This is a genomic window from Pantoea sp. At-9b, from assembly GCF_000175935.2.
In the GTDB taxonomy this organism is placed as follows: domain Bacteria; phylum Pseudomonadota; class Gammaproteobacteria; order Enterobacterales; family Enterobacteriaceae; genus Pantoea.
On record NC_014837.1, the window covers coordinates 4,003,434 to 4,026,412 of the forward strand.

At 55.7% G+C, this 22,979-nt stretch carries 23 protein-coding genes; 6 read left to right on the forward strand and 17 right to left on the reverse strand.

Annotated features, from left to right (window positions below; all coding sequences use genetic code 11):
• Positions 1-80: 80 nt before the first annotated feature.
• The 4 genes from PAT9B_RS18530 to ppiA all read right to left on the reverse strand — a co-directional run bounded on the left by PAT9B_RS18530 (position 81) and on the right by ppiA (position 2,122).
• A complete protein-coding gene (locus PAT9B_RS18530; protein WP_013510798.1) occupies positions 81-656 on the reverse strand; it encodes an aminodeoxychorismate synthase component II in 576 nt (191 codons plus the stop codon).
• Between the two features lie 40 nt (positions 657-696).
• Positions 697-1,290: a putative adenosine monophosphate-protein transferase Fic gene (locus PAT9B_RS18535; protein ID WP_013510799.1), complete on the reverse strand. Its 594-nt coding sequence runs from the start codon at positions 1,288-1,290 to the stop codon at positions 697-699.
• On the reverse strand, positions 1,280-1,450 hold the full coding sequence (locus tag PAT9B_RS29820; RefSeq protein ID WP_013510800.1) for a YhfG family protein: 171 nt from the start codon (positions 1,448-1,450) through the stop codon (positions 1,280-1,282). Before PAT9B_RS29820 ends, PAT9B_RS18535 begins: the two co-directional genes overlap by 11 nt.
• Positions 1,451-1,549: 99 nt before the next feature.
• Positions 1,550-2,122 (reverse strand): peptidylprolyl isomerase A, encoded by a 573-nt coding sequence (ppiA, locus tag PAT9B_RS18540; protein WP_013510801.1) that lies wholly within the window; start codon positions 2,120-2,122, stop codon positions 1,550-1,552.
• Between the two features lie 263 nt (positions 2,123-2,385).
• Between ppiA and tsgA the strand changes: the two genes are divergently transcribed.
• Positions 2,386-3,564 carry an MFS transporter TsgA gene (gene tsgA / locus PAT9B_RS18545; protein WP_013510802.1) on the forward strand — a complete coding sequence of 393 codons (1,179 nt, stop codon included), beginning with the start codon at positions 2,386-2,388 and terminating at the stop codon, positions 3,562-3,564.
• Between the two features lie 33 nt (positions 3,565-3,597).
• On the opposite strand, the gene PAT9B_RS18550 is transcribed toward tsgA, so the two are convergent.
• Entirely contained in the window at positions 3,598-4,881 is a 1,284-nt protein-coding gene (locus PAT9B_RS18550) for a cytosine deaminase (RefSeq protein WP_013510803.1), read from the reverse strand.
• Between the two features lie 214 nt (positions 4,882-5,095).
• Between PAT9B_RS18550 and nirB the strand changes: the two genes are divergently transcribed.
• The 4 genes from nirB (at position 5,096) to cysG (ending at position 10,279) form a co-directional block, all read left to right on the forward strand.
• On the forward strand, positions 5,096-7,636 hold the full coding sequence (gene nirB / locus PAT9B_RS18555; RefSeq protein WP_013510804.1) for a nitrite reductase large subunit NirB: 2,541 nt from the start codon (positions 5,096-5,098) through the stop codon (positions 7,634-7,636).
• A complete protein-coding gene (nirD, locus tag PAT9B_RS18560) occupies positions 7,633-7,959 on the forward strand; it encodes a nitrite reductase small subunit NirD (RefSeq protein WP_013510805.1) in 327 nt (108 codons plus the stop codon). Before nirB ends, nirD begins: the two co-directional genes overlap by 4 nt.
• 30 nt (positions 7,960-7,989) lie before the next feature.
• A complete protein-coding gene (gene nirC, locus PAT9B_RS18565) occupies positions 7,990-8,793 on the forward strand; it encodes a nitrite transporter NirC (protein WP_013510806.1) in 804 nt (267 codons plus the stop codon).
• A gap of 121 nt (positions 8,794-8,914) precedes the next feature.
• Positions 8,915-10,279 (forward strand): siroheme synthase CysG, encoded by a 1,365-nt coding sequence (gene cysG, locus PAT9B_RS18570; protein WP_013510807.1) that lies wholly within the window; start codon positions 8,915-8,917, stop codon positions 10,277-10,279.
• A 55-nt stretch (positions 10,280-10,334) separates the two neighbouring features.
• On the opposite strand, the gene trpS is transcribed toward cysG, so the two are convergent.
• From trpS to pilM, 12 genes are all read right to left on the reverse strand, one after another.
• Positions 10,335-11,339 carry a tryptophan--tRNA ligase gene (gene trpS / locus PAT9B_RS18575; RefSeq protein WP_013510808.1) on the reverse strand — a complete coding sequence of 335 codons (1,005 nt, stop codon included), beginning with the start codon at positions 11,337-11,339 and terminating at the stop codon, positions 10,335-10,337.
• A gap of 16 nt (positions 11,340-11,355) precedes the next feature.
• Positions 11,356-12,033 (reverse strand): phosphoglycolate phosphatase, encoded by a 678-nt coding sequence (locus PAT9B_RS18580; RefSeq protein WP_013510809.1) that lies wholly within the window; start codon positions 12,031-12,033, stop codon positions 11,356-11,358.
• Positions 12,017-12,700 carry a ribulose-phosphate 3-epimerase gene (gene rpe / locus PAT9B_RS18585; RefSeq protein WP_013510810.1) on the reverse strand — a complete coding sequence of 228 codons (684 nt, stop codon included), beginning with the start codon at positions 12,698-12,700 and terminating at the stop codon, positions 12,017-12,019. The genes PAT9B_RS18580 and rpe overlap by 17 nt, the downstream gene beginning before the upstream one ends.
• Positions 12,701-12,765: 65 nt before the next feature.
• Complete coding sequence (gene dam, locus PAT9B_RS18590) at positions 12,766-13,578, reverse strand: adenine-specific DNA-methyltransferase (RefSeq protein ID WP_013510811.1); 813 nt, start codon at positions 13,576-13,578, stop codon at positions 12,766-12,768.
• Positions 13,579-13,674: 96 nt separating this feature from the next.
• Complete coding sequence (locus PAT9B_RS18595) at positions 13,675-14,688, reverse strand: SPOR domain-containing protein (protein WP_013510812.1); 1,014 nt, start codon at positions 14,686-14,688, stop codon at positions 13,675-13,677.
• A gap of 70 nt (positions 14,689-14,758) precedes the next feature.
• Positions 14,759-15,850, reverse strand: coding sequence for a 3-dehydroquinate synthase (aroB, locus tag PAT9B_RS18600; RefSeq protein ID WP_013510813.1), 1,092 nt, complete (start codon positions 15,848-15,850; stop codon positions 14,759-14,761).
• A gap of 38 nt (positions 15,851-15,888) precedes the next feature.
• Positions 15,889-16,410 (reverse strand): shikimate kinase AroK, encoded by a 522-nt coding sequence (aroK, locus tag PAT9B_RS18605; protein WP_041525861.1) that lies wholly within the window; start codon positions 16,408-16,410, stop codon positions 15,889-15,891.
• Positions 16,411-16,791: 381 nt separating this feature from the next.
• Positions 16,792-18,048, reverse strand: coding sequence for a DNA uptake porin HofQ (gene hofQ / locus PAT9B_RS18610; RefSeq protein WP_013510815.1), 1,257 nt, complete (start codon positions 18,046-18,048; stop codon positions 16,792-16,794).
• The gene (locus PAT9B_RS18615; protein WP_013510816.1) at positions 17,993-18,382 is read right to left on the reverse strand and encodes a HofP DNA utilization family protein; all 390 of its coding nucleotides are present in this window, start codon (positions 18,380-18,382) and stop codon (positions 17,993-17,995) included. Before PAT9B_RS18615 ends, hofQ begins: the two co-directional genes overlap by 56 nt.
• A complete protein-coding gene (locus PAT9B_RS18620) occupies positions 18,372-18,866 on the reverse strand; it encodes a hypothetical protein (protein ID WP_013510817.1) in 495 nt (164 codons plus the stop codon). Before PAT9B_RS18620 ends, PAT9B_RS18615 begins: the two co-directional genes overlap by 11 nt.
• Positions 18,859-19,401 (reverse strand): PilN domain-containing protein, encoded by a 543-nt coding sequence (locus tag PAT9B_RS18625; protein WP_013510818.1) that lies wholly within the window; start codon positions 19,399-19,401, stop codon positions 18,859-18,861. Before PAT9B_RS18625 ends, PAT9B_RS18620 begins: the two co-directional genes overlap by 8 nt.
• The gene (pilM, locus tag PAT9B_RS18630; RefSeq protein ID WP_013510819.1) at positions 19,401-20,198 is read right to left on the reverse strand and encodes a type IV pilus biogenesis protein PilM; all 798 of its coding nucleotides are present in this window, start codon (positions 20,196-20,198) and stop codon (positions 19,401-19,403) included. The genes PAT9B_RS18625 and pilM overlap by 1 nt, the downstream gene beginning before the upstream one ends.
• A gap of 231 nt (positions 20,199-20,429) precedes the next feature.
• Between pilM and mrcA the strand changes: the two genes are divergently transcribed.
• Complete coding sequence (gene mrcA, locus PAT9B_RS18635) at positions 20,430-22,979, forward strand: peptidoglycan glycosyltransferase/peptidoglycan DD-transpeptidase MrcA (protein WP_013510820.1); 2,550 nt, start codon at positions 20,430-20,432, stop codon at positions 22,977-22,979.

Genomic DNA, 22,979 nt, shown 5'->3' on the forward strand with positions numbered 1-22,979 from the left:
CTCATCGGATTATTTGTTGAGCTGACGTGAAATTATAATCACAAAATATGCATAAAAAATCACACAAAGGCAAACACAACTTAGCCGTTAAGGAAATTCGCCAGCAGTTGATGCCCCTGCTCGCTGAGGATACTTTCCGGGTGAAATTGTACCCCTTCGAGTGGCAGCGTTTTATGACGAAATCCCATGATCTCATCCGGCTCACCATCACGCAGGCTCCAGGCGGTGATTTCGAACTCTGCAGGCAGGGTCGCGCGTGCCACAATCAGCGAATGGTAGCGGGTGACGTTGAGCGGATTATGCAGTCCACGAAATACGCCGCGGTCGTTATGCTGAATCGCCGACGTTTTGCCATGCATCACCTGACGCGCACGCACCACCTGTGCGCCATAGGCCTGAGCAATCGCCTGGTGGCCGAGGCAGACGCCAAGAATCGGCACACGGCCCGCAAAGTGGCGGATAGCGGCCAGCGAGATGCCGGACTGATCCGGGGTACAGGGGCCGGGCGAAATTACCAGATGTGTAAGCGGCAGCGCCTCCATTTCGTCGAGGGTGATGGCATCGTTGCGCACCACCCTGACGTCAGCGCCCAATTGGCAAAAGTATTGGTAGAGATTCCAGGTGAAGGAGTCGTAATTATCGATTAACAGCAGCATAGCGCCCTCAGGCCGGTAAACCGCCGCTATTCTACGCATTTTACCGGGCAGGACTTACCACTTTTGCAAACTGCGCACTCAGCAGGGTTAAATCGCCACCCACCGCTTCGCGGATCGCCGCACGCCAGTTATCGCGATCCAGTTTATCCCACGTCAGCAAATAGCCGGCATGCAACGCCAGTTGCTCGAAGAAGATGCGTTGTGCACGGCCATTCCCGGCCCGGAACGGATGCAGCACATAAATCTCGCAATAGTAATGTGCCAGACGTGCGATAAATTCATCCTGCGCCAGATGGGCCAGCCCCTCTTCATCCGCCAGCGCGCTCATCAGGTTATTGCCTTCTTTCTCGATGTAGGCACAGTGGCAATAGGGTGTCTCATCGCTCCAGATGTCTACCGTGCGCAGCTCACCGGCCCAGCTATACAGATCCTGGAACAGGGTGCGATGAATATGACACAGCCATGGCATCCCGGTGCGCTGCGGCCCCAGATCCAGCGTGGCAAGCCGCGCCGCACTGAACGCCAGCTCAGCTTTACGCAGTTGGGCGCTATCGTGAATGTTCAGGCGATTCTTCAGCACGCTGTCGTTGTGCCAAAGGTAGGGATCGCGTACCGCCAAAGTGTTATCCGCCATATTGCCTCCTCAACGAGGTCAGCCGTTCGTCGGCCTGTTCAAGCGTGATAGCCGGTTCGCTCAGCGTATAGCCCGCCAGACGGCAGCTGGCTTGATAGCTGGCAGCACGGCGCTGTTGCCACAGCGTGGCTTTCTGTTTGTCGGTCAGTTTGCTGGTCATAGAGCCTCCGGCAAGCAATTTGCCCTAAGTATAAGCAGCAAATATTCGCTTTGCCGGAGAGCGGCAGGTGGCGCCATCGTGCAATGGCGCGCAGAAAAATCAGGGCAGAACTTTAGCGGAGAGGATAACAATCGGTTTTGACGGCACATTCTGGTACGGACCCACATCTTTGGTCGGTACCTGAGCAATCTTATCCGCCACATCCATTCCTTTCACAACTTTACCAAATACCGCATAACCGAAATCACGCTGGCCGTGGTCGAGGAAGGCATTGTCGGTGACGTTAATAAAGAATTGGCTGGTCGCGCTATCTTTCTCGGCAGTACGCGCCATGGCGATGGTGCCGCGCAGGTTACGCAGGCCGTTGTCTGCCTCGTTTTTGATCGGCGCGTTGGTTTGTTTCTGCTGCATATCCGCAGTGAAACCACCACCCTGCACCATGAAGCCAGGGATCACACGATGGAAAATGGTGTTGTTGTAGAAACCGTTGTTGACGTAATCAACAAAGTTTTTCACCGACACCGGGGCTTTCTGATTATTCAGTTCGAGTTCGATATTACCCGCAGAGGTGGTGAGCAGAACGTGAGTATCGCCTTTGGCCGCCAGGGCAGAGGCGGAAACAGATGAGAGCGCTAACAGGGCAACCGCCGCTGTCAAAGTACGTTTAAACATGAAAGATTCCTTACCATGAAGTGCAAGCTCAAAACGAGATTGATTGTAAAGAGCATGTAATACAAGAGCCAGCGTTTTACCTATATTTACGTGCCAGCGGGAAATCGCCGCGAATCGGCGCTGCGCAATCATTTGCGTGATGTAAATCACACTATTAATGAAATCTGATAACCATATTTCACTCTTTGTTTATTAAGATCACAGTTGCATTTACAATTCATGACACTTTTTGCCAACTTCGGTGCTCAAAACAGGTCCCCCACATGACAAACCGTAATCGTATTGGCCTTACCTGGATCAGCTTTTTCTCTTATGCGCTGACCGGCGCATTGGTGATTGTGACCGGGATGGTTCTGGACAATATTGCACAGTATTTCCAGCTGCCGATCTCAGAAATGAGTAACACCTTCACCTTTCTCAATACCGGTATTCTGGTCGCGGTATTCCTGAACGCCTGGCTGATGGTCATTGTGCCGTTAAAACGTCAGTTGATCTTTGGCTTCGTGCTGATGGTACTGGCGGTATTTGGTCTGATGACCAGCCATAATCTGTCAGTCTTCTCGCTGTGCATGTTTGTGCTCGGCGTGGTGAGCGGCATTACCATGTCGATCGGTACCTTCCTGATCACCCATTTGTATGATGGTCGCCAACGCGGTTCACGTCTGCTGTTTACCGACTCCTTCTTCAGCATGGCCGGTACGCTGTTCCCGATCATCGCCGGTATCCTGCTGGCACGCGCCCTGCCGTGGTACTGGGTCTACGCCTGCATTGGCGTTATTTATATCGCCATCTTTGTGCTGGCGCTGTGCGTTGAGTTCCCGGTGCTGAAAAACAACACCGAAACGCAGGCGGCGGAAAAAGAGAAATGGGGCATTGGCGTGCTGTTCCTGTCAATTGCGGCGCTGTGCTACATCCTCGGTCAGCTTGGATTTATCTCCTGGGTGCCGGAATATGCCACCAAAACCATGGGGATGGATATCGCTGCTGCCGGTCAGTTAGTGGGGAACTTCTGGACGGCCTATATGGTCGGCATGTGGGTGTTCAGCTTCCTGCTGCGCTTCTTCGATCTGCAACGCATCCTGATGGTGCTGGCGGCCATTGCCACCGTGCTGATGTACTGGTTTGTCAGCACCAGTGACGCCACGATGCTGCACTGGATCATCATGACCCTCGGCTTCAGCTCCAGCGCCATTTACACCACCATCATCACCCTGGGTTCACTGCAAACCAAAGCCTCATCGCCGAAACTGGTCAACTTTATCCTGACTTGCGGCACCGTGGGCACCATGCTGACCTTTGTGGTCACGGGTCCGATTGTGGCGAAAGGCGGTGCGCATGCCGCACTGGCGACCGCCAACGGCTTGTATGCTGTGGTGTTTGTCATGTGTGTCCTGCTCGGCTTTGTCACCAAACATCGCCAGCACGGCCATATTACGCACTAACCTGCATGGGCGGACGCCAGTCCGCCCTGCTTCTCAGCGCCGAAAGGTCACCGCTTCCGCTTCCCCCAGATAGATCTCACTGCTTGCCGGCTGTGTTGCCGCCACCAGCTCACCTTTACGCAACGAATAGCGCACCGGCACCTGACGCCGCACGGCATCGAATCCGCTTTCTGCTGGCAGGATAATCAGGCTGGCATCATTACCCGGCTCCAGACCATAGCCGGTCAATTGCATGGTTTTGGCGCTATGGGTGGTGATTAGCTGCAACCCCGCATCAATCTGTTCATAGCCCATTAACTGGCAGACATGCAGCCCCATATGCAGCACCTGCAACATGCTGGCGGTACCGAGCGGATACCAGGGATCAAATACGTCATCATGACCAAAACAGACGTTGATATTCGCTTCCAGCAGCTCCTTCACCCGGGTAATGCCGCGCCGTTTGGGGTAGCTGTCAAAACGGCCCTGCAAATGAATATTCACCAACGGGTTGGCGACAAAGTTGATACCGGACAGGCGCAGCAGACGGAACAGGCGTGAGGTGTAAGCATTGTTATAGGAATGCATCGCCGTGGTATGGCTGGCGGTCACTCTGCCACCCATGCCATCGCGATGAGCCAGCGCCGCAACGGTTTCCACAAAACGCGACTGCTCATCATCGATTTCATCACAATGCACATCCACCAGGCGGTCATAGCGATTCGCCAGCGCGAAGGCCTTGTGTAATGACTCGACGCCATATTCACGGGTAAATTCGTAATGGGGTATCGCGCCCACCACATCTGCACCGAGGCGCAGCGCCTCTTCCAGCAGCGCTTCACCATTGGGATAAGAGAGAATGCCCTCCTGCGGAAAAGCGACAATCTGGATATCAATCCAGGGTGCCATCTCCGCTTTTACTTCCAGCATGGCTTGCAGCGCGGTCAGCGTCGGATCCGAGACATCCACATGGGTACGCACATGCTGGATACCGTTGGCGATTTGCCACTTTAGCGTCTGCTTCGCGCGCTGTTTCACATCATCATGGCTGAGCAGCGCCTTACGCTCGGCCCAGCGTTCAATGCCTTCGAACAGCGTGCCGGATTGATTCCATGCCGGTTCACCCGCAGTTTGCGTGGTATCAAGGTGAATATGCGGTTCAATAAAGGGGGCGCTCGCCAGACCGCCTTCGGCGTCCAGTACACCTTCCTGGGCGCTGCACTCGGCTGACTGGGGCACAATACGGGAAATTTTCCCCTGCCCGATTTCGATTTGCCACAACCCCTGCTGGCCGGGTAAACGCAGATTGTTGATCCATTGCAGCGACGTCTTAGCCATGCCCTTCTCCTGTAGAAACGCGACATCTTAAAATAGCGTCAATACCTGTCCCTTGCACATCCCTTAGCCGCACGATTTACCGCTCAGAAGCGAATGTTTTTAATATCAGCAACATACCTCGAAATGAGTATATAAAAGGGTATTTGATATGCATCAATAACCCCATTCTTGTAACGGCTAAGGTAGCCGCATACACCTTCATTTTGGGGAAAATATGAGCAAACATCAGGTCGTCATTATTGGCAACGGCATGGTCGGCCACCGCTACATAGAAGAATTAATTGATAAGGCCGAACCCAACCAATTTGCCATCACCGTTTTTTGTGAAGAGCCGAGGGTCGCCTATGATCGCGTCCACTTATCCGCTTATTTCACCCACCATAGCGCGCAAGCGCTTTCGCTGGTCAGTGCAGGCTACTACGAAGAACATCAGATCAACCTGCTGCTGGGTGAACGCGCCATTGCGGTTGACCGCGACAAGCAACGGATTCATTCCAGTACTGGCCGTGTTGTGCCCTATGACACGCTGATCTTCGCCACCGGTTCTTACCCGTGGATCCCACCGATTCAGGGAGCAGATGGCAGCGACTGCTTTGTTTATCGCACCATCGAAGACCTCGACGCCATTGCAGCCTGTGCACAGCGCAGTCAACGCGGGGCCGTGATTGGCGGTGGCCTGCTCGGACTGGAAGCAGCAGGCGCATTACAAAGCCTTGGCATTGAAACCCATGTCATTGAGTTTGCGCCGGTGCTGATGGCAGAACAACTGGATCGCCAGGGTGGCGAACAGCTGCGCCGTAAGATTGAGCAGATGGGCGTACAGGTGCACACCGGTAAGAATACGCACGAAATTGTCCACCACAACGACGGTGGTAAAACGCTGCACTTCAAGGATCACAGCGCGCTGGACGTCGATTTTATTGTGTTCTCCACCGGTATTCGTCCGCAGGATCAGCTGGCGAAGCAGTGCGGCCTGCAACTCGGCCCGCGCGGCGGTATCGCCATTGACGATCGCTGCCGGACCAGCGACCCCGCCATCTTCGCCATCGGCGAATGCGCGGCATGGCAGAATCGGATATTTGGCCTGGTGGCACCGGGCTACAAAATGGCGCAGGTTGCCAGCGACACCTTACTGGGCCGCGACAATACCTTTACCGGTGCCGATATGAGCGCCAAGCTCAAGCTGCTGGGCGTGGATGTCGGCGGCATTGGCGATGCGCATGGCCGCACGCCAGGCGCACGCAGCTATGTCTGGCTCGACGAGCAGCAATCCATCTACAAACGCCTGGTCGTCAGCGAAGATAACAAAACGCTGCTCGGCGCGGTGCTGGTAGGTGACACCAGCGACTACGGCAACCTGCTACAACTGGCGTTAAATAACATCACGCTGCCAGAACGCCCGGAGTTGCTGATCCTGCCTGCGGGAAGCGGTGAAAAGCCGGCGATCGGTGTCGATGCGCTGCCGGACAGCGCGCAGATCTGTTCCTGCTTTGACGTCAGTAAAGGCGATATCGTCAGCGCCGTGAAAAATGGCTGTCACACTGTGGCGGCGCTGAAGACGGAAACCCGTGCGGGCACCGGCTGCGGTGGCTGTATTCCGCTGATCACCCAGGTGTTAAACGCCGAGCTGAGCCGTCAGGGTATCGAGGTGAATAATCACCTGTGTGCCCACTTCCCGTGGTCACGTCAGGAGTTGTACCACCTGATCCGCGTGGAAGAGATAACCTCGTTCGACGCGCTACTGGCGAAGTATGGCCAGGGTTACGGTTGTGAGGTGTGTAAACCCACTGTCGGTTCATTGCTGGCCTCGTGCTGGAATGAACACATCCTTAAGCCACAACTGACCCCATTGCAGGACAGCAACGACCTGTTCCTCGGCAATATCCAGAAAGATGGTACTTACTCGGTGATCCCGCGTTCCCCGGGGGGTGAGATTAGCCCCGCAGGGTTGATGGCGATTGGCAAAGTGGCACACCAGTACCGTCTCTATACGAAGATCACCGGCTCGCAGCGTATTGGTCTGTTCGGCGCACAGCGCGACGATCTGCCCGCCATCTGGACACAGCTGATCGCCGCAGGGTTTGAAACCGGGCAAGCCTACGCCAAAGCACTGCGTATGGCGAAAACCTGCGTCGGCAGTACCTGGTGCCGCTATGGCGTCGGAGACAGCCTTGGCTTCGGCATTGAGCTGGAGAACCGCTACAAAGGCATCCGTACCCCGCACAAGATGAAGTTTGGTGTCTCCGGCTGTACGCGCGAGTGCGCTGAAGCGCAGGGCAAGGACGTGGGGGTCATCGCCACGGAAAAGGGCTGGAACCTTTACGTGTGCGGCAATGGTGGTATGAAACCACGCCATGCCGACCTACTGGCTGCTGACCTCGATAATGATACGCTGCTGCGCTATCTGGACCGCTTCATGATGTTCTACATCCGCACCGGTGACCGCCTGCAACGTACCTCCGTCTGGCTGGAAAATATGGCAGGCGGCATTGATTATCTGCGCAGCGTCATCGTCGACGACAAACTCGGTCTGAACAACCAACTGGAGCATGAACTGACGCGTCTGCGCGGTCTGGCGGAATGTGAATGGGCGGCAACGGTCAACGACCCGCACCAGCAGGCGCACTTCGCTACCTTTATCAACAGCCACCAGCGCGACCCGTTGGTACAAAACATCAACCTGCGCGAACAACATCGCCCGGCACGTCCCGCTGAGCGTATTGCCGTCACCCTGATTGAGGAGGCCGACGTATGAGTCAGTGGCATGCCGTATGTGAATTACACCAGATCCTGCCCGCCACTGGCGTGTGTGCGCTGGTACAAGGACAGCAAATCGCGATCTTCCGTCCCCGGGCTGATGAGCAACTGTTCGCCCTGAGCAATATCGATCCCTTCGCCGAAGCCAGCGTGCTATCACGCGGCATCATTGCCGAACACCAGCAGGCGCTATGGGTTGCCAGTCCGCTGAAAAAGCAACGTTTTCGCCTGAGCGATGGCCATTGCCTTGAAGATGACAGCCGATCGGTGGCGAGCTATCCGGTGCGCGTCAGCCGTGGCCAGGTCGAAATCTGCATTTGAAAAAATTATCTAACTTTCTGAGAAATACTTATGTTTACTGATACCCTGGAAAAATGCGCCGCCAATGCGGCGCGCATCACTCGTACCGCTCAACACAACCCATTGTCTTTTTGGATCAGTTCGGCGATGGCCGGTGCCTACGTTGGCCTGGCGATTATCCTGATCTTCACCCTGGGCAACCTCGCCGACCCGGCATACCGTCCGCTGATTATGGGTTCGACCTTTGGACTGGCACTGACGCTGGTGATCATCGCCGGTTCAGAGTTGTTTACCGGTCATACCATGTTCCTCACCATTGGCGTCAAAGCGGGCAGCATTCGTACCAGCCAGATGTGGTGCGTACTGCCACAAACCTGGCTGGGTAACTTCATCGGCTCCGTGGCCGTGGCGCTGATTTATTACTACGCCGCTGGCGCATTGCTGCCGAATGCTGGCTCACTCGTGCACAGCGCCGCGCTGGCGAAAACCACGCAAACAGCCAGCGCATTGTTTTTTAAAGGCGCATTGTGTAACTGGCTGGTTTGTCTGGCGATTTGGATGGCGGTACGTACCGAAGGAAGCGCAAAATTCCTTGCTATCTGGTGGTGCCTGCTGGCGTTTATCGCCTCTGGCTATGAACACTCTGTCGCGAATATGACACTCTTTGCGTTGTCGTGGTTTGGTCAGCATAATGCCGACCTGACGTTAGCCGGCATCGGTCATAACCTGCTGTGGGTGACGCTGGGTAATATGTTCTCCGGCATGGTACTGATGGGCCTCGGCTACTGGTATGCCACGCCGCAGGGACAGCGTCCACGGACAGCATCCCAGACCAGCGAACTGAAATCCGCATAATATTTTGCACACCAAGGTACGTAGCGGCGCGATTTATCGCGCGTATTTCCCGCACGGCGCACGGGATTGCGCGATAAATCGCGCTGCTACGGGTTATTGCCGTCATTTTTTAGGATGAGCTATGGATTACTTTCCCCTGTTTTGCCGTCTTCAGGGCAAACGCTGTTTATTAGTCGGCGGCGGTGATGTCGCGGAACGCAAAGCGCGCTTGCTGTTGGAGGCCGGTGCTGACCTGCACGTTGGTGCGCTGGATTTCTCCCCCGCTTTTCAGCAATGGGAGCAACAAGGGAAAGTCGTGCTGCTACCCGGCGTCTTCAGTGAAGAGTGGCTGGCAAACTGTTGGCTGGTCATTGCCGCCACCAATGATGACGCTGTAAATCAACAGGTGGGCGCAGCCGCTGAAGCACGGCGTATTTTTTGTAATCTGGTTGATGCGCCTGAACAGGCCAGCGCCATCATGCCCTCTATCGTCGACCGTTCGCCGTTGATGATCGCCGTATCGAGCGGCGGTCGCGCACCGGTGCTGGCCCGCCTGCTACGTGAGAAACTGGAAGCGATGTTACCGCAGCATCTTGGCCAGTTAGCCACCCTGGCCGGTTCACTGCGTGAGCGGGTGAAAACGCGTTTTCATAGCATGGCCCAGCGTCGCCATTTTTGGGAACGTTTCTTTGCCAGCGACCGCCTGGCGCAAACACTGGTGAACGGCGATCATCCCCGCGCGGAGGCGCTGGTCGAGACGCTATTTGATGCGCCGCTGTCGCAACAAGGTGAAGTGGTATTGGTTGGTGCCGGGCCTGGCGATGCGGGGCTGCTGACGCTCAAAGGCTTACAACATCTCCAGCAGGCGGATGTGGTGGTATATGACCGCCTGATATCCGACCCGATCCTTAACCTGGTACGCCGTGATGCCGAGCGTATCTTTGTCGGCAAACGCGCCGGACACCATTGCGTTCCGCAATCGGAGATCAATCAGTTGCTGCTGGAGCAGGCACAGCGTGGCAAACGCGTCGTGCGCCTCAAAGGTGGTGATCCCTTTATTTTTGGTCGTGGGGGGGAGGAACTGGAAGTGCTGGCACAGCATCAGATCCCGTTTAGCGTGGTGCCGGGAATTACCGCCGCCTCCGGCTGTGCGGCCTACAGTGGCATCCCGCTCACCCACCGCGACCATGCGCAGAGCGTGCGTTTTGTCACCGGCCATTTGCAGCAACATGGCGAAATTGAATGGCAAAAACTGGCTGCTGAGCAGCAGACGTTGGTGTTTTATATGGGCCTGACGCAGGCAGCGGAGATTCAGCACCAACTGATGTCGCATGGCATGGATACGAAGATGCCGGTAGCGTTGGTGCAAAACGGCACCACCCCGCAACAGCGCGTCGCCACCGGCACGCTGGGTGAACTGGCTTCGCTGGCACAGCAGTTCGCCAGCCCGGCGCTGATCATTGTGGGCCGTGTGGTGGGATTGCGCGATCAGTTACGCTGGTTCTGATAAACAACAACGGCGGACCATCTGGCCCGCCGTTTCACTTTAACCACACCAGCGCTTAAGGCTGAGCAACAAAGCCAACCGCTTCGTACACCTTCTTCAGCGTTTCCTGCGCATGCGCACGGGCTTTGGCCGCACCATCACGCATCACCTGATTGAGGAAGTCTTCATCATTGCGGTAGCGGTTGTAACGCTCCTGCAATTCGGTCAGCATGCCAGAAACCGCATCTGCAACGGCACCTTTCAGGTGGCCGTACATCTTGCCTTCAAACTCCTGCTCAAGCTCAGTGACGGTTTTGCCTGTCACGCCCGAGAGGATATCCAGCAGGTTCGATACCCCGGCTTTCTCTTTGATATCGTAACGCACGACTGGCGGCTCTTCAGAGTCGGTGACCGCACGCTTAATTTTCTTCACCACCGATTTCGGGTCTTCCAGCAGGCCGATCACGTTGTTGCGGTTGTCATCGGACTTCGACATCTTCTTGGTCGGCTCCAGCAGTGACATCACGCGTGCACCTGATTTCGGAATGAAGGGTTCCGGCACTTTGAAGATGTCGCCGTACAGCGCATTGAAACGCTGGGCGATATCGCGGCTCAGCTCCAGATGCTGCTTCTGATCTTCGCCCACCGGCACCTGATTGGTCTGATACAGCAGGATGTCGGCCGCCATCAGCACCGGGTAGTCGAACAGACCGGCGTTGATGTTTTCTTCATAACGCGCAGATTTGTCTTTGAACTGCGTCATACGGCTCAACTCGCCGAAGTAGGCGTAACAGTTGAGGATCCAGCTTAGCTGCGCGTGCTCCGGCACATGCGACTGAACAAAGATGGTGCTTTTGTTCGGGTCGATACCGCAGGCAAGATACAACGCCAGGGTATCGAGCGTTGCTTTACGCAGCGCGACGGGGTCCTGGCGCACGGTAATGGCGTGCAGATCGACGATGCAGTAAATGCAGTGGAAATCATCCTGCATCTGCACCCACTGACGCAGCGCACCCATGTAGTTGCCAATGGTCAGTTCACCGGAAGGCTGGGCGCCGCTGAAAACGATGGGTTTGCTCATGCTTATGTCCTGATAATCACAGCCCGAGAACGGGCAAAAGTTCGTCAAAAGAGTCGAGTGTTAAATCGGGTTGGCTGCTGGCGATAGGTTCACCGTAGTTGTAGCCAAAGGTCATGCCAATGTTCGGTACGCCTGCTGCCTGGGCTGCGAGGATATCATTGCGTGAATCACCAACAAACAGCAATTGCTGTGGTAACACACCAAATCGTCCCAGTACGAGGAAAATCGCCGCCGGATGCGGTTTTTTCACTACCACATCATCACCGCCGATAATCAGAGAAAAGTAATCGGCAATACCCAATGAAGCCAACAGCGGAGCAACAAACGGCGTCGGCTTATTCGTGACAATCGCCAGCGGCAAGCCCTTTTCCGCTAATTTCGCCAGCGTGACTTTGACCTGAGGGAACAGCGTACTGCCCGCTTCCACAGTTTCGGCATAATACTTGTCGAACAGCGTGCGTGCATCCCGCTGCTCATTTTCCTGCGGTTCGCGCCCCAACGCCCAGGTCAGCGCGCGTGTCATCATCACATCGGCACCGTTACCAATCCAGGTTGAGGCACGGGCTACGCCCGCTGGCGGTAATTGCAAATCAGCCAGGGCATGATCAATGGCTTGCGCCAGACCCGGCGCACTGTCCACCAACGTGCCATCCAGATCAAACGCCAGCGCACGAATATCAGTGAAATGAGCCATTAACTTTCTCCAGTTCGCCACGCATCGCATCGATCACTTTTTTGTAATCGGGGTGACCAAAAATGGCCGAACCGGCGACAAACATATCTGCACCGGCAGCGGCGATCTGGCCGATATTGTCAATTTTCACGCCGCCATCCACTTCCAGACGGATATCGTAGCCGCTCTGATCAATGAGACGACGCGCCTGACGCAGTTTATCCAGCGTACCGGGAATGAAAGACTGACCGCCAAAGCCCGGGTTAACCGACATCAGCAGAATGATATCCAGCTTATCCATCACATAATCGAGATAGCTGAGCGGTGTTGCCGGGTTAAACACCAGGCCCGCTTTACAGCCGTGCTCTTTGATCAGTTGCAGCGTGCGGTCAACATGCTGGCTGGCTTCGGGGTGAAAGGTAATGTAGCTGGCACCGGCTTTGGCAAAGGCTGGGATCAGTTCATCGACCGGTTTTACCATCAGGTGCACATCGATCGGTGCGGTGATGCCGTAATCGCGCAATGCTTTCAGCACCATCGGCCCCATCGTCAGATTGGGAACATAGTGGTTATCCATCACATCGAAATGCACCACATCGCCGCCTGCCGCCAGCGCTTTGGCGGTGTCTTCTCCCAGACGGGCGAAGTCAGCAGACAGGATTGAAGGGGCCAGTAAAAATTGTTTCATCCGATTCTCCCAATTTTGTGCACCAGCGCGAGCTGGCGTAATGCGTTGGTCGCGGACGAAACAGGCTAGCGGAAAAGCGCCAGCAGTTCGTCAACCTGAGTGCGACCACTTATGCTTCGGCTGATGGAACGCCGGGCTTTGACAACGTGTAATACCGCATTCCGATACCACTCACGCGTCAGCAGGGTATCGTGGTTGGAAATCAATACCGGGATCTGATTCTCGTTAGCCAACTGCGCCGCCAGTTCCGCCAGATGCTGCTGCTCACGCATGCTGAAACTGTTGGTGTGGTAGGCAGTAAAATTGGCCGTCGCCGACAAAGGTGCATATGGCGGATCGCAATACACCACCGAGCCTTTGTGCGCGCGGTTCAGAGTAACATCGTAAGATTCGCAGACAAAGGTGGCTTTTTGCGCCCGCTCAGCAAACCACAGCAGTTCCGCTTCAGGAAAATAAGGTTTGCGATAACGGCCAAAAGGCACATTGAATTCACCACGCAAATTGTAGCGGCACAGGCCGTTATAACCGTGACGATTGAGATACAGAAACAGCACAGCCCGCTGATACACATCACGGCTGGCGTTAAAAGCCACCCGCTGCGCGTAATAGAACTCAGCGTTGTTCACTTCCGGCGTGAATAACTTACGCGCATCGTCAATAAATTCGGTCGTGCGCGTTTTGACGATGTTGTAAAGGTTGATCAGGTCACTATTGATATCCGCCAGATGATAGCGGTCGTAATCCGTGTTGAGAAACACAGAACCGGCACCAACAAAGGGCTCAATCAGGCAGTCGCCTTGCGGCAAGTGACGACGAATGTCATCAAGGAGCGGGTATTTCCCTCCGGCCCATTTCAGGAAAGCGCGATTTTTTTTCATGCTGTCGTGGTTATTACATCTTAATTATTGGCTGTGGCGATACCGACAGCAGCTTTGCGCTTACAACGGGGCCACAGTGACGCGGCCCCACAATGATTACTCGCTCTCTTTTTTCACCTGGCTCAGGGGTTTCACCCACGGGTTCTGCGCCCGCACTTCGGCTGGCAGCGAAGAGACCGCGCGTTTGGCATCTGCCGGTGTGGCGTAGGAGCCGCTTACCAGCACATACCAGGGCTGACCATTACGGGTAGTTTTATACACGTGATAGCCGCTCAAATTCTGTTTCTTCGCCCAGGCATTCAGGCTTTCCGCTTTCGATGCCCCGCTTAACTGCAACGTATAATTACCCGCAGGCAGCGACTTGCTGGCACCACTGCTGACCGGTGCTGCGCTGTGCGCGACCGTCGACTGCGGTTTGCTCTCCCGCACGGCGGGTTTGGTGGCCGCAGGCGTTTTATGCGTGGTCGGATGCGTTTCACGCGGGCTGCTGGCACGCGTTTTTTCTTCACGCGCGATCGGCGGAGCAATGGCTTTACCGCTGCCGCTGACCGTCGCCGGTGCCGTAGGCAATGAACTGCTGCCCTGCGCACCTTGTGCGGCGTTATCAACCTGGCCCTGCTGATTATTCAGTGCGGTGTTGAGATCACCCGGTAAGGTCACGCGTTGCTGATTTGGCGGTGTGTCCACTGGTGCCGCCTGGGTTGGCGTTGAGGACACAGGGGGCATGGAAATGGATTGTGAACCATTGTCAGTGGCTGGCGTATTCGCGGCAGTCTGCGCTGCACTGCCTTCCGGCGCTGGCGTCGCGTTCTGCTGGCCACTCATGGAGGTGGAACCGGAGAGGTCAATATTCTTTTCCGCGCCACCAGAAGCGGGGGCCGCGCTGTTATTTCCTGCGGTATTCGCGGGTTTGCTTTCATCCGGGCCGTTCAGCGCCGAGCCAATCCCCAGAACCAGCAATAACAGAACCAGAATCCCGATACCCATCATCATATGCTGACGGGAAACCGGTACTTTTACTTTTGGCGCAGACGACGATTTGCGGGGCCGCGTGGGACGACGGTCACTGGCATCAGGTTTTAACTCGTCTTCCGGTTTAAACTCATCCATTTAGCCTCCTCCGTAAAACGGTACGCATCCGACGCACCGCATCACCACTCTTTTCTCTACCCGTTGGGTATTATAATGATTTCTGACAATCGTTAATTGCAGCCAGCACCATATCATGTGCCACGCCTGCACGCACTTCAGAGCGACCGATAGCGAGAGGTAGCACCAGACGCAGTTCGCCCGCCAGTACTTTTTTATCACGCATCATATGCGGCAAATACGCTTCTGCCGCCATGCTTTCCGGGCCATGCACCGGTAAACCGGCCCGCAACAGCAATGCAATGATGCGATCGGTATCCGCCGCACTGAACTGACCAAGACGTTCAGCGGTACGTGCCGCCATGACCATGCCAGCCGCCACCGCTTCACCGTGCAGCCAGTTGCCATACCCCATATGGGCTTCGATGGCATGACCAAAAGTATGGCCGAGATTCAGCAGGGCACGCAGACCGGTTTCACGTTCATCGGCTGCCACCACTTCAGCTTTCAGCTCGCAGCAGCGGCGAATACAGTAAGCCATGGCTTTTTCATCCAGGGCCAGCAGAGCATCAAGATTTTGCTCCAGCCACTGGAAAAAATCACCATCAAGAATGATGCCGTATTTAATAACTTCCGCCAGACCTGACGCCAGTTCGCGCGGCGGCAGCGTGGCAAGACAATCGGTATCGACCACCACCGAGGCAGGCTGATAAAACGCGCCAATCATGTTTTTGCCGAGCGGATGGTTAACAGCGGTTTTGCCGCCAACGGAGGAGTCCACCTGAGAAAGCAATGTGGTCGGTACTTGAATAAAACGCACGCCGCGCTGATAGCTGGCCGCAGCGAAACCGGTGAGATCACCAATCACACCACCGCCAAGCGCAATCAGCGTAGTATCACGGCCATGAGGTTTCTGCAGCAGAGCTGTAAACACCTCATCCATTACCGCCAGCGTTTTATACTGCTCGCCATCGGGCAGGATCACCTGATCCACTTTCACCCCTGCTGCACTCAGCAACGCCGACAGCTTCTGCAAATAGATCGGTGCCAGCGTCTGGTTAGTCACCAGCATGGCATTGTCACCGGCTTTCAGCGGCCAAAAGGAAGCCGGATCGTTAAACAGCCCGGCAGCAATGGTGATGGGGTAACTGCGATCCCCGAGTGAGACAGTGATCTTCTCCATGATGACCGATACCTATGAATTAGCTCTCAGGCGCTGGATTAACTTTTTTCCAGCATATTGATGATCTGATTCGCCACTACTTTTGCACTCTGGTCATCCGTGCGGATAGTGACATCAGCGATCTCTTCATAAAGCGGGTTACGTTCGCCAGCCAGCGCTTCCAGTACTTCACGCGGCGGCGAATCAACCTGCAGCAACGGGCGCTTTTTATCACGCTGGGTGCGAGCAAGTTGCTTTTCGATGGTGGTTTCGAGGTAGACGACCACACCGCGGGCGGAGAGACGATTACGGGTTTCTCGGGATTTGACGGAACCGCCACCAGTAGCCAGCACGATGCCCTGCTTCTCGGTCAGTTCATTGATAATCTTTTCTTCACGATCGCGGAAACCCGCTTCGCCTTCAACGTCAAACACCCAGCCCACATCCGCTCCGGTACGTCGCTCAATTTCCTGATCGGAATCGAAAAATTCCATATTGAGTTGCTGAGCTAACTGACGACCAATAGTGCTTTTGCCGGCACCCATCGGCCCAACCAGAAAGATATTGCGTTTCTCTGCCATTTTGTCGGTATTACTAAGAATTCGTTGATGATACCCCGCGTTCAGCTTTAGCTGGCGGGACAGGAACTGAGACCTCATGAGCGTTAGCAAGAGTCAGACGAAAAATTATCTCAACACTCATGGCCGTTTGGCAACCGAATAAATTGCCCCCGGCGACCTCTTAACAGGACCGGTCTGTGGTTCGCGAGACGGTAACGCACCTCCGCACCCCCATTAGACCTCAGGGTATATGTTCATTTGACGCCAGTATCGCTTGTGACTGGACGCCCATCGGGAGATTTTTTGTCGCGTTCCGTTACACCGTTTAAAAATCGCTAAACCTTGTAAGCTAATTCCTGTCCTGCGTCAACGCAGTTGGCATCACAGAGTGAATTTTCCTCTTTATCCGGTCGTAAGCGCTGCTTCCCTGACCAGTCTCGGTGTAATGAAGATCACCAACTCCTTTTTCTTGTGCTCATCCGTTTGATGGCGAAAAAGATTTCCCACCACCGGGAGTTTCCCCAGCCAGGGCACACGATTTTCGTTTTGCGCTCGCTGCTGCTGAAAAATCCCGCCCAGCGCCAGGGTTTCACCATCCCGCAGCGTGACCTGGGTGTCGATTTCCTGTTTATCAATACTTAAGGTTTGATGCTCACCCGTGTTAATACTGCGGCCCGGCATATTCTGGCTCAAGCGTAGTTTTAACTGAATACGGCCATTGCCCAGCACCACGGGCGTCACCTCCATACCCAGTACTGCTTCCTTAAATTCGATCGCCGTCGCGCCGCTGTTACCGGATTTCACTTCATAGGGAATTTCCGTTCCCTGTTTAATGGTGGCGGTTTGCTGATGTGAGGTAAAAAGCCGTGGGCTGGCGATGATGTCAATCTGGCTCTCCTGCTCCAGCGCGCTCAACTCAAGATTGAGCAGATCTCCCCCTATGTGTCCCAGCGTTACCCCCATGCGGAATGCCGGATTACTCACCGCCAGCGGGATCGCCAGTTGAGGATTGCGCAGGGTTTGCATCACCTCTTCCGCCGGAGAAAGTCCCCAATTCACCCCCAGCTCGCGCAAATGTTCCTCGCTGATGGTCACGATATGGGCGGACAACTCAACCTGCTCCAGCGGCAGATCCAATGCGTTAAGCCAGCGAACTGTTTCCTGCAACGCCCGAGGGGTATCGCGCAACAGCAAACTGTTAGTACGGCTATCCACGGTGACGCTACCGCGTGGCGTCATCAGCGAACGCTCCGCTTGCAAACTGCGCGCGGCATCACCGGCATTGGCGTAATGAAAGGTTACCGTCTGCTGAGTCAGCGCGATCTGCTGCTGCTGTTCTTCGCGCTCTGCCTGTATTTTTTGTGCCTGCCATTGCTGCCAGCTTTCGGGATAAATCAGTAACACCCCCTCTTCCTGCACCACACTCAGCCGCGCCAGCCGGGCAACCAGCGCCAGCGCGCGTTGCCACTCGATATCCTCCAGCCGCAGGGAAAGCCGACCTTCAACCCCCGGGGCAATCAACAGGTTGGTTTGTTGGTAATCTGCCAGTGCCTGCAAGATGTTTTCCACCGGTGTATCGTCGAAGACCAGACTCAGTCGCTGCTCACTGGCGTGCAGTGGTGCGCTCAGGCCCAGAAATAGCAGCAGCCATACCTTCATCCGTGGCATAAAAACCTCCTTTTATACGAAATTGCATCTGCTGCGGTGAACAGCCTTGCTCCACATGCAACAGTAACGAACGGGCTGTCAGTTGTTGTACACGCCAGGGCAGCTGTGGCAATTGCATGTGTTCCATCAGCCTGACGTTTTTTCCCTGCGGTGAACGGAGCCAAGCAACATAGTGATCAGGCACACCGACAATGCCTTGCAACCGCCATCCCTGCGGAGGGGCTGGCGCGGTCTGACAGAGTGCAGGAGCCACGGGCTGGAAAGGGTCGCGCGCCAGCACCATCGTGCTACACAGCAGGAGACACAGGAGCGTGCTACTCCTCATCACGGTTCTCCAGCCACAGCTGCGTCATCAGCGTGCCCTGCTCCGCCTGAAGCTGAAAGCGTTCCGGCACCGGTAACGCCGTATGCGCCAACTCAGCAAACAGCGGCGTGAATTGCTGCCAGTTCAGTTTAAGTACAATGTGCTGCGGTTGGCTTTCCGGCTGCCAGGCGTCCAGTTGGGTTCCCCGTTCCGCCAGCAGGCTTTCAAGTAACAGACGCGGTTGGGGGGAAGCAGTGGGTTGTTGTAATGCGTTAATTTCAGACAGCAAACCAGCAATCGATGGGCGCAACGCAAGTTGTTGCTGCCGCTGTTTTTCCAGCTGTGCCTGTTGCCGGAGTTGGTGTTCCTGCCGTGCATTGGCCTGCTGCTGCGGTAACAACACCACCAGCCAGGCCAGCGCCAACACCAGCAGTGCCAGCCCCAGTAATAAAGCAACGCGCAAGGGTAGCGCCAGGTGCATCCAGCGCTGTAGTGCTTCATTCACCGTTCACCTCCGTCACCTGAGCACGCAACGTAAAGCTATAGTGCCCCTCTGGCTGGCGCTGTACGTTGCCCTGGCGAATCACCGGAAACAGCGATTGCTTCGCCAGCAGGCGACGAAAATCGCTAATCTCAGCCATCCCCGACGCCAGGCCTTCCAGCACCAGTTGCCCCTGCCTGCGTTCCACACGGCTTAGCCACAGCCCTGCTGGCATCAACTTGGGAAGTTGCTGCCAGAACTGTTGCCAGGCGAGATGCTGCAATTGGCGCATTTGTTGCCGGCGTTGCGTTTGCACTAACGCATCACGTTGCAGCAACAACCTCTGCTGCTCAATCAATTGCTGATCCAGCTCGCCAATGCGCTGTGTCAGTTGTCGTTGTTCAGCCTGCTGTTGCTGATCGACGAGATAGCCGCGCCAACCGCACAACAGTAAAATCAGCAAGCAGAGGCCTGCGCAGCTCACCAGCAGCATCAGATGCTGTTGTCTCTGACGCTGCCAGCGCTGAAGCCGCCAGGGAAGCAAATTAACCGTCAACATCAGGCATCCTCCGGGCGCAATGCCAGGCCAAGCGCCAGGGCAAAGTCGCCCTCGTGATCGGGCAATGGCAGCTGTAAATAGTGCAGCAATGAAAAGGGGCGTACAGCGGTGAATCCGGTCATCGGTGTGGTACTGAGCGCCGACACCATCCCCGGAAATGTCGCCTGCACTTGCGCCAGCGAAAGGGGCTCGCAACATGCTCCTGAGGTGGGTGTCTCCCCCGCCAGATACCACAGCCAGTGATCGCTCAACGGATGAATCAACAATTGCTGAGGGCGTAATGGCAAACGCCATGCAACCTGCGCCAGTGCGAGGCTGCTCAATTCAAATACATCAGGTTGCAAACCAGCCTGTTGCAAGGGTTCGAGCCACTGTGCAATCACTTCACGCCGTGCCGCGGTGATGCATAGCTGGGTTGATGCGGAGGATGCACGATAATCCAGCGCCAGCGATGCTGGCTCGACCGGAAACAGGCGTTGTGACGACGCCTGAACATAGCGATTGAGTGCCGGTTCACGCAGCGTGACATCCGGTAACGCTAACGTGCGTTGCAGCACCAGTTGCGGTGGCAAGCCGACACGCAATGAATAGCGGCTCGGTAGCTGACATCGCCACTGGCGTAGCGCCGCCAATAGCGCGGCTGACGACTGTAGCACACCGTTTTTTAACGTCTCTTCTGGCAGCGCCTGCTGCTGCCAATGCCTGAGTTGCCAGCCTTGACGTCGACGCTGAATCGCCAGCGTACATAATTTCCCGTTCTGAATATCCAGGCCAATTTGCCAGCGCTGAAAAGTCATACGCACGATCTCCTTATCGTAAGAGGTAAATACCCGAAATATCTCGTGTCGCTGCCGGGTTGCTCCTGCATAAACTCCCGGGTTAGCCGCCAGGGACCTGCGCGTCTGTCCCAAAAGTCGTCCCGCAGGGGACTTGAAGTATGCCGGGTATATCAAAGCGTCAGGCTTGCCTTTATACTACCGCGCGATTGTTTATAAACTGCCCAAACGACAACAGATGGGAAATCTCAGGTGAAGTTCGTAAAGTATTTATTAATCCTTGCAGTGTGTTGCATCTTGCTGGGAGCCGGCTCGATTTATGGTTTGTACAAATACATAGAGCCGCAGTTGCCCGACGTAAACACATTGAAAGATGTGCGCCTGCAAACCCCAATGCAGGTTTACAGTGCGGATGGCGAGCTTATCGCCCAGTACGGTGAGAAACGCCGTGTGCCGCTCACCCTGCAACAAATGCCGCCTGAGCTGATCAAAGCGTTTATTGCCACCGAAGATAGCCGTTTTTACGAGCATCATGGTGTTGATCCGGTAGGTATTTTCCGTGCTGCCAGCGTTGCGCTGGTATCCGGCCATGCCTCCCAGGGTGCGAGTACTATTACCCAGCAGCTCGCTCGTAACTTCTTCCTCAGTCCAGAACGCACGCTGATGCGTAAGATTAAGGAAGCGTTCCTGGCGATTCGTATTGAACAGCTGCTGAGCAAAGATGAGATTCTGGAGCTGTACCTCAATAAAATTTACCTCGGCTACCGCGCCTACGGCGTCGGTGCGGCCGCACAGGTCTATTTTGGCAAGTCGGTCGATCAGCTGTCGCTGAGTGAGATGGCGATGATTGCGGGTCTGCCAAAAGCGCCGTCCACCTTCAACCCCCTTTACTCACACCAGCGCGCGCTGGCGCGTCGTAATGTGGTGCTGTCGCGGATGCTGGACCAGAACTACATCACCCAGCAGCAGTACGACGACGCCCGTAACACTCCGTTGGCCGCCAGCTATCACGGCCCGGAAATCGCCTTTGCTGCACCGTATCTGAGTGAGATGGTGCGCCAGGAGATGGTGAAACGTTACGGCGACAGTGCCTACGAGGATGGTTACAAGGTATACACCACCGTGACCCGCCGTTTGCAGGAAGCGGCACAGCAGGCAGTGCGTAACAACGTGATGGCGTATGACATGCGTCACGGTTATCGTGGCCCGACTAACGTGTTATGGAAAGTGGGTGAAGCCAGCTGGGATAAAACCCGCATCCAGAACGCGCTGAAAGATCTGCCGCTGTACGGCCCGCTGAATCCGGCGGTCGTTACCAACGTGAGCAACGACGAAGCCACAGCGATGCTGAAAGATGGCAGCAGCGTGTCACTGACGATGGCGGGTGTACGCTGGGCGCGTGCCTACAAATCCGACATGCTGCAAGGCCCTGCGCCACGGAGCGTGTCGCAGGTGCTGCAAACCGGACAGCAGATTTGGGTACGCAAAGTCGACAACGATTGGTGGCTGGGCCAGGTGCCGGTCGTCAACTCTGCCCTGGTGTCACTCAATCCTGAAGACGGTGCGGTACGTGCGTTGGTGGGTGGTTTTGACTTCAACCAGAGCATGTTTAACCGCGCAACTCAGGCGCTGCGTCAGGTCGGTTCCAATATTAAACCGTTCCTCTATACCGCAGCGATGGACCGTGGCCTGACACTGGCCTCGATCCTCAACGATGTGCCGATTTCACGTTGGGATGCGGGTGCCGGTGCTGACTGGCGACCGAAAAACTCACCACCTACCTATGACGGCCCAATTCGTCTGCGTCAGGGCTTAGGCCAGTCGAAAAACGTGGTGATGGTCCGCGCCATGCGCGCGATGGGTGTTGATTACGCGGCGCAGTATCTGCAACGTTTCGGCTTCCCGGCGCAAAACATTGTGCATACCGAATCACTGGCGCTGGGTGCGGCATCGTTCACCCCCATGCAGGTGGCGCGTGGCTACTCGGTGATGGCGAACGGCGGCTTCCTGATTGATCCCTATTTCATCACCAAAATTGTCAATGAACAGGGCACCACGGTGTTTGAAGCCAAACCGAAAATCGCCTGTCCGCAGTGCAATTTGCCGGTGATTTACGGTGATACGCAGAAATCCCTCGCGCTGAATGAAGAGAGCGTTGAAAACGTGGCGGTGTCCAATCAGGCGCAAAACCAGACGGTGCCGCAGCCGGAGCTGGAGCAAGTGCCAGCCCAGCCGCAACCCGCAGGCGAGCAGCAGTACGCGCCGCATGTGATCAATACACCGCTGTCGTTCCTGATTAAAAGCGCGCTGAACACCAATATCTTTGGTGAACCGGGCTGGATGGGGACAGGCTGGCGCGCCAGCCGTGACCTGAAACGTAACGACATCGGTGGCAAAACCGGTACGACGAACAGCTCGAAAGATGCCTGGTTCTCCGGTTATGGCCCTGGCGTCGTGACCTCCGTGTGGATCGGCTTTGATGATTCACGCGCGCTGGGTCGCACCACGGTTTCTGGTGCCATTCCGGATCAGATTTCTGGCTATGAAGGCGGTGCGAAGAGCGCACAACCCGCGTGGGATGCGTATATGAAAATCGCACTGGATGGTGTGCCGGATCAGCCACTGACACCACCAGATGGCGTGGTGACAGTGACCATTGATCGCAGTACCGGCAAGTTGGCGAATGGCGGCGGTAATTCGCGTCAGGAGTATTTCATCAACGGCACACAGCCGACGGAATACTCGGTGCATGACGTCGGCACCACCATCATGGACAACGGACAAAGCCACGAATTGTTCTGA

Excerpts from the sequence above, each read along its gene's own strand:
- PAT9B_RS18530 (WP_013510798.1), bottom strand. The coding sequence starts at position 656 with ATGCTGCTGTTAATCGATAATTACGACTCCTTCACCTGGAATCTCTAC.
- PAT9B_RS18535 (WP_013510799.1), bottom strand. The coding sequence starts at position 1,290 with ATGGCGGATAACACTTTGGCGGTACGCGATCCCTACCTTTGGCACAAC.
- PAT9B_RS29820 (WP_013510800.1), bottom strand. The coding sequence starts at position 1,450 with ATGACCAGCAAACTGACCGACAAACAGAAAGCCACGCTGTGGCAACAG.
- ppiA (WP_013510801.1), bottom strand. The coding sequence starts at position 2,122 with ATGTTTAAACGTACTTTGACAGCGGCGGTTGCCCTGTTAGCGCTCTCA.
- tsgA (WP_013510802.1), top strand. The coding sequence starts at position 2,386 with ATGACAAACCGTAATCGTATTGGCCTTACCTGGATCAGCTTTTTCTCT.
- PAT9B_RS18550 (WP_013510803.1), bottom strand. The coding sequence starts at position 4,881 with ATGGCTAAGACGTCGCTGCAATGGATCAACAATCTGCGTTTACCCGGC.
- nirB (WP_013510804.1), top strand. The coding sequence starts at position 5,096 with ATGAGCAAACATCAGGTCGTCATTATTGGCAACGGCATGGTCGGCCAC.
- nirD (WP_013510805.1), top strand. The coding sequence starts at position 7,633 with ATGAGTCAGTGGCATGCCGTATGTGAATTACACCAGATCCTGCCCGCC.
- nirC (WP_013510806.1), top strand. The coding sequence starts at position 7,990 with ATGTTTACTGATACCCTGGAAAAATGCGCCGCCAATGCGGCGCGCATC.
- cysG (WP_013510807.1), top strand. The coding sequence starts at position 8,915 with ATGGATTACTTTCCCCTGTTTTGCCGTCTTCAGGGCAAACGCTGTTTA.
- trpS (WP_013510808.1), bottom strand. The coding sequence starts at position 11,339 with ATGAGCAAACCCATCGTTTTCAGCGGCGCCCAGCCTTCCGGTGAACTG.
- PAT9B_RS18580 (WP_013510809.1), bottom strand. The coding sequence starts at position 12,033 with ATGGCTCATTTCACTGATATTCGTGCGCTGGCGTTTGATCTGGATGGC.
- rpe (WP_013510810.1), bottom strand. The coding sequence starts at position 12,700 with ATGAAACAATTTTTACTGGCCCCTTCAATCCTGTCTGCTGACTTCGCC.
- dam (WP_013510811.1), bottom strand. The coding sequence starts at position 13,578 with ATGAAAAAAAATCGCGCTTTCCTGAAATGGGCCGGAGGGAAATACCCG.
- PAT9B_RS18595 (WP_013510812.1), bottom strand. The coding sequence starts at position 14,688 with ATGGATGAGTTTAAACCGGAAGACGAGTTAAAACCTGATGCCAGTGAC.
- aroB (WP_013510813.1), bottom strand. The coding sequence starts at position 15,850 with ATGGAGAAGATCACTGTCTCACTCGGGGATCGCAGTTACCCCATCACC.
- aroK (WP_041525861.1), bottom strand. The coding sequence starts at position 16,410 with ATGGCAGAGAAACGCAATATCTTTCTGGTTGGGCCGATGGGTGCCGGC.
- hofQ (WP_013510815.1), bottom strand. The coding sequence starts at position 18,048 with ATGAAGGTATGGCTGCTGCTATTTCTGGGCCTGAGCGCACCACTGCAC.
- PAT9B_RS18615 (WP_013510816.1), bottom strand. The coding sequence starts at position 18,382 with ATGAGGAGTAGCACGCTCCTGTGTCTCCTGCTGTGTAGCACGATGGTG.
- PAT9B_RS18625 (WP_013510818.1), bottom strand. The coding sequence starts at position 19,401 with ATGTTGACGGTTAATTTGCTTCCCTGGCGGCTTCAGCGCTGGCAGCGT.
- pilM (WP_013510819.1), bottom strand. The coding sequence starts at position 20,198 with ATGACTTTTCAGCGCTGGCAAATTGGCCTGGATATTCAGAACGGGAAA.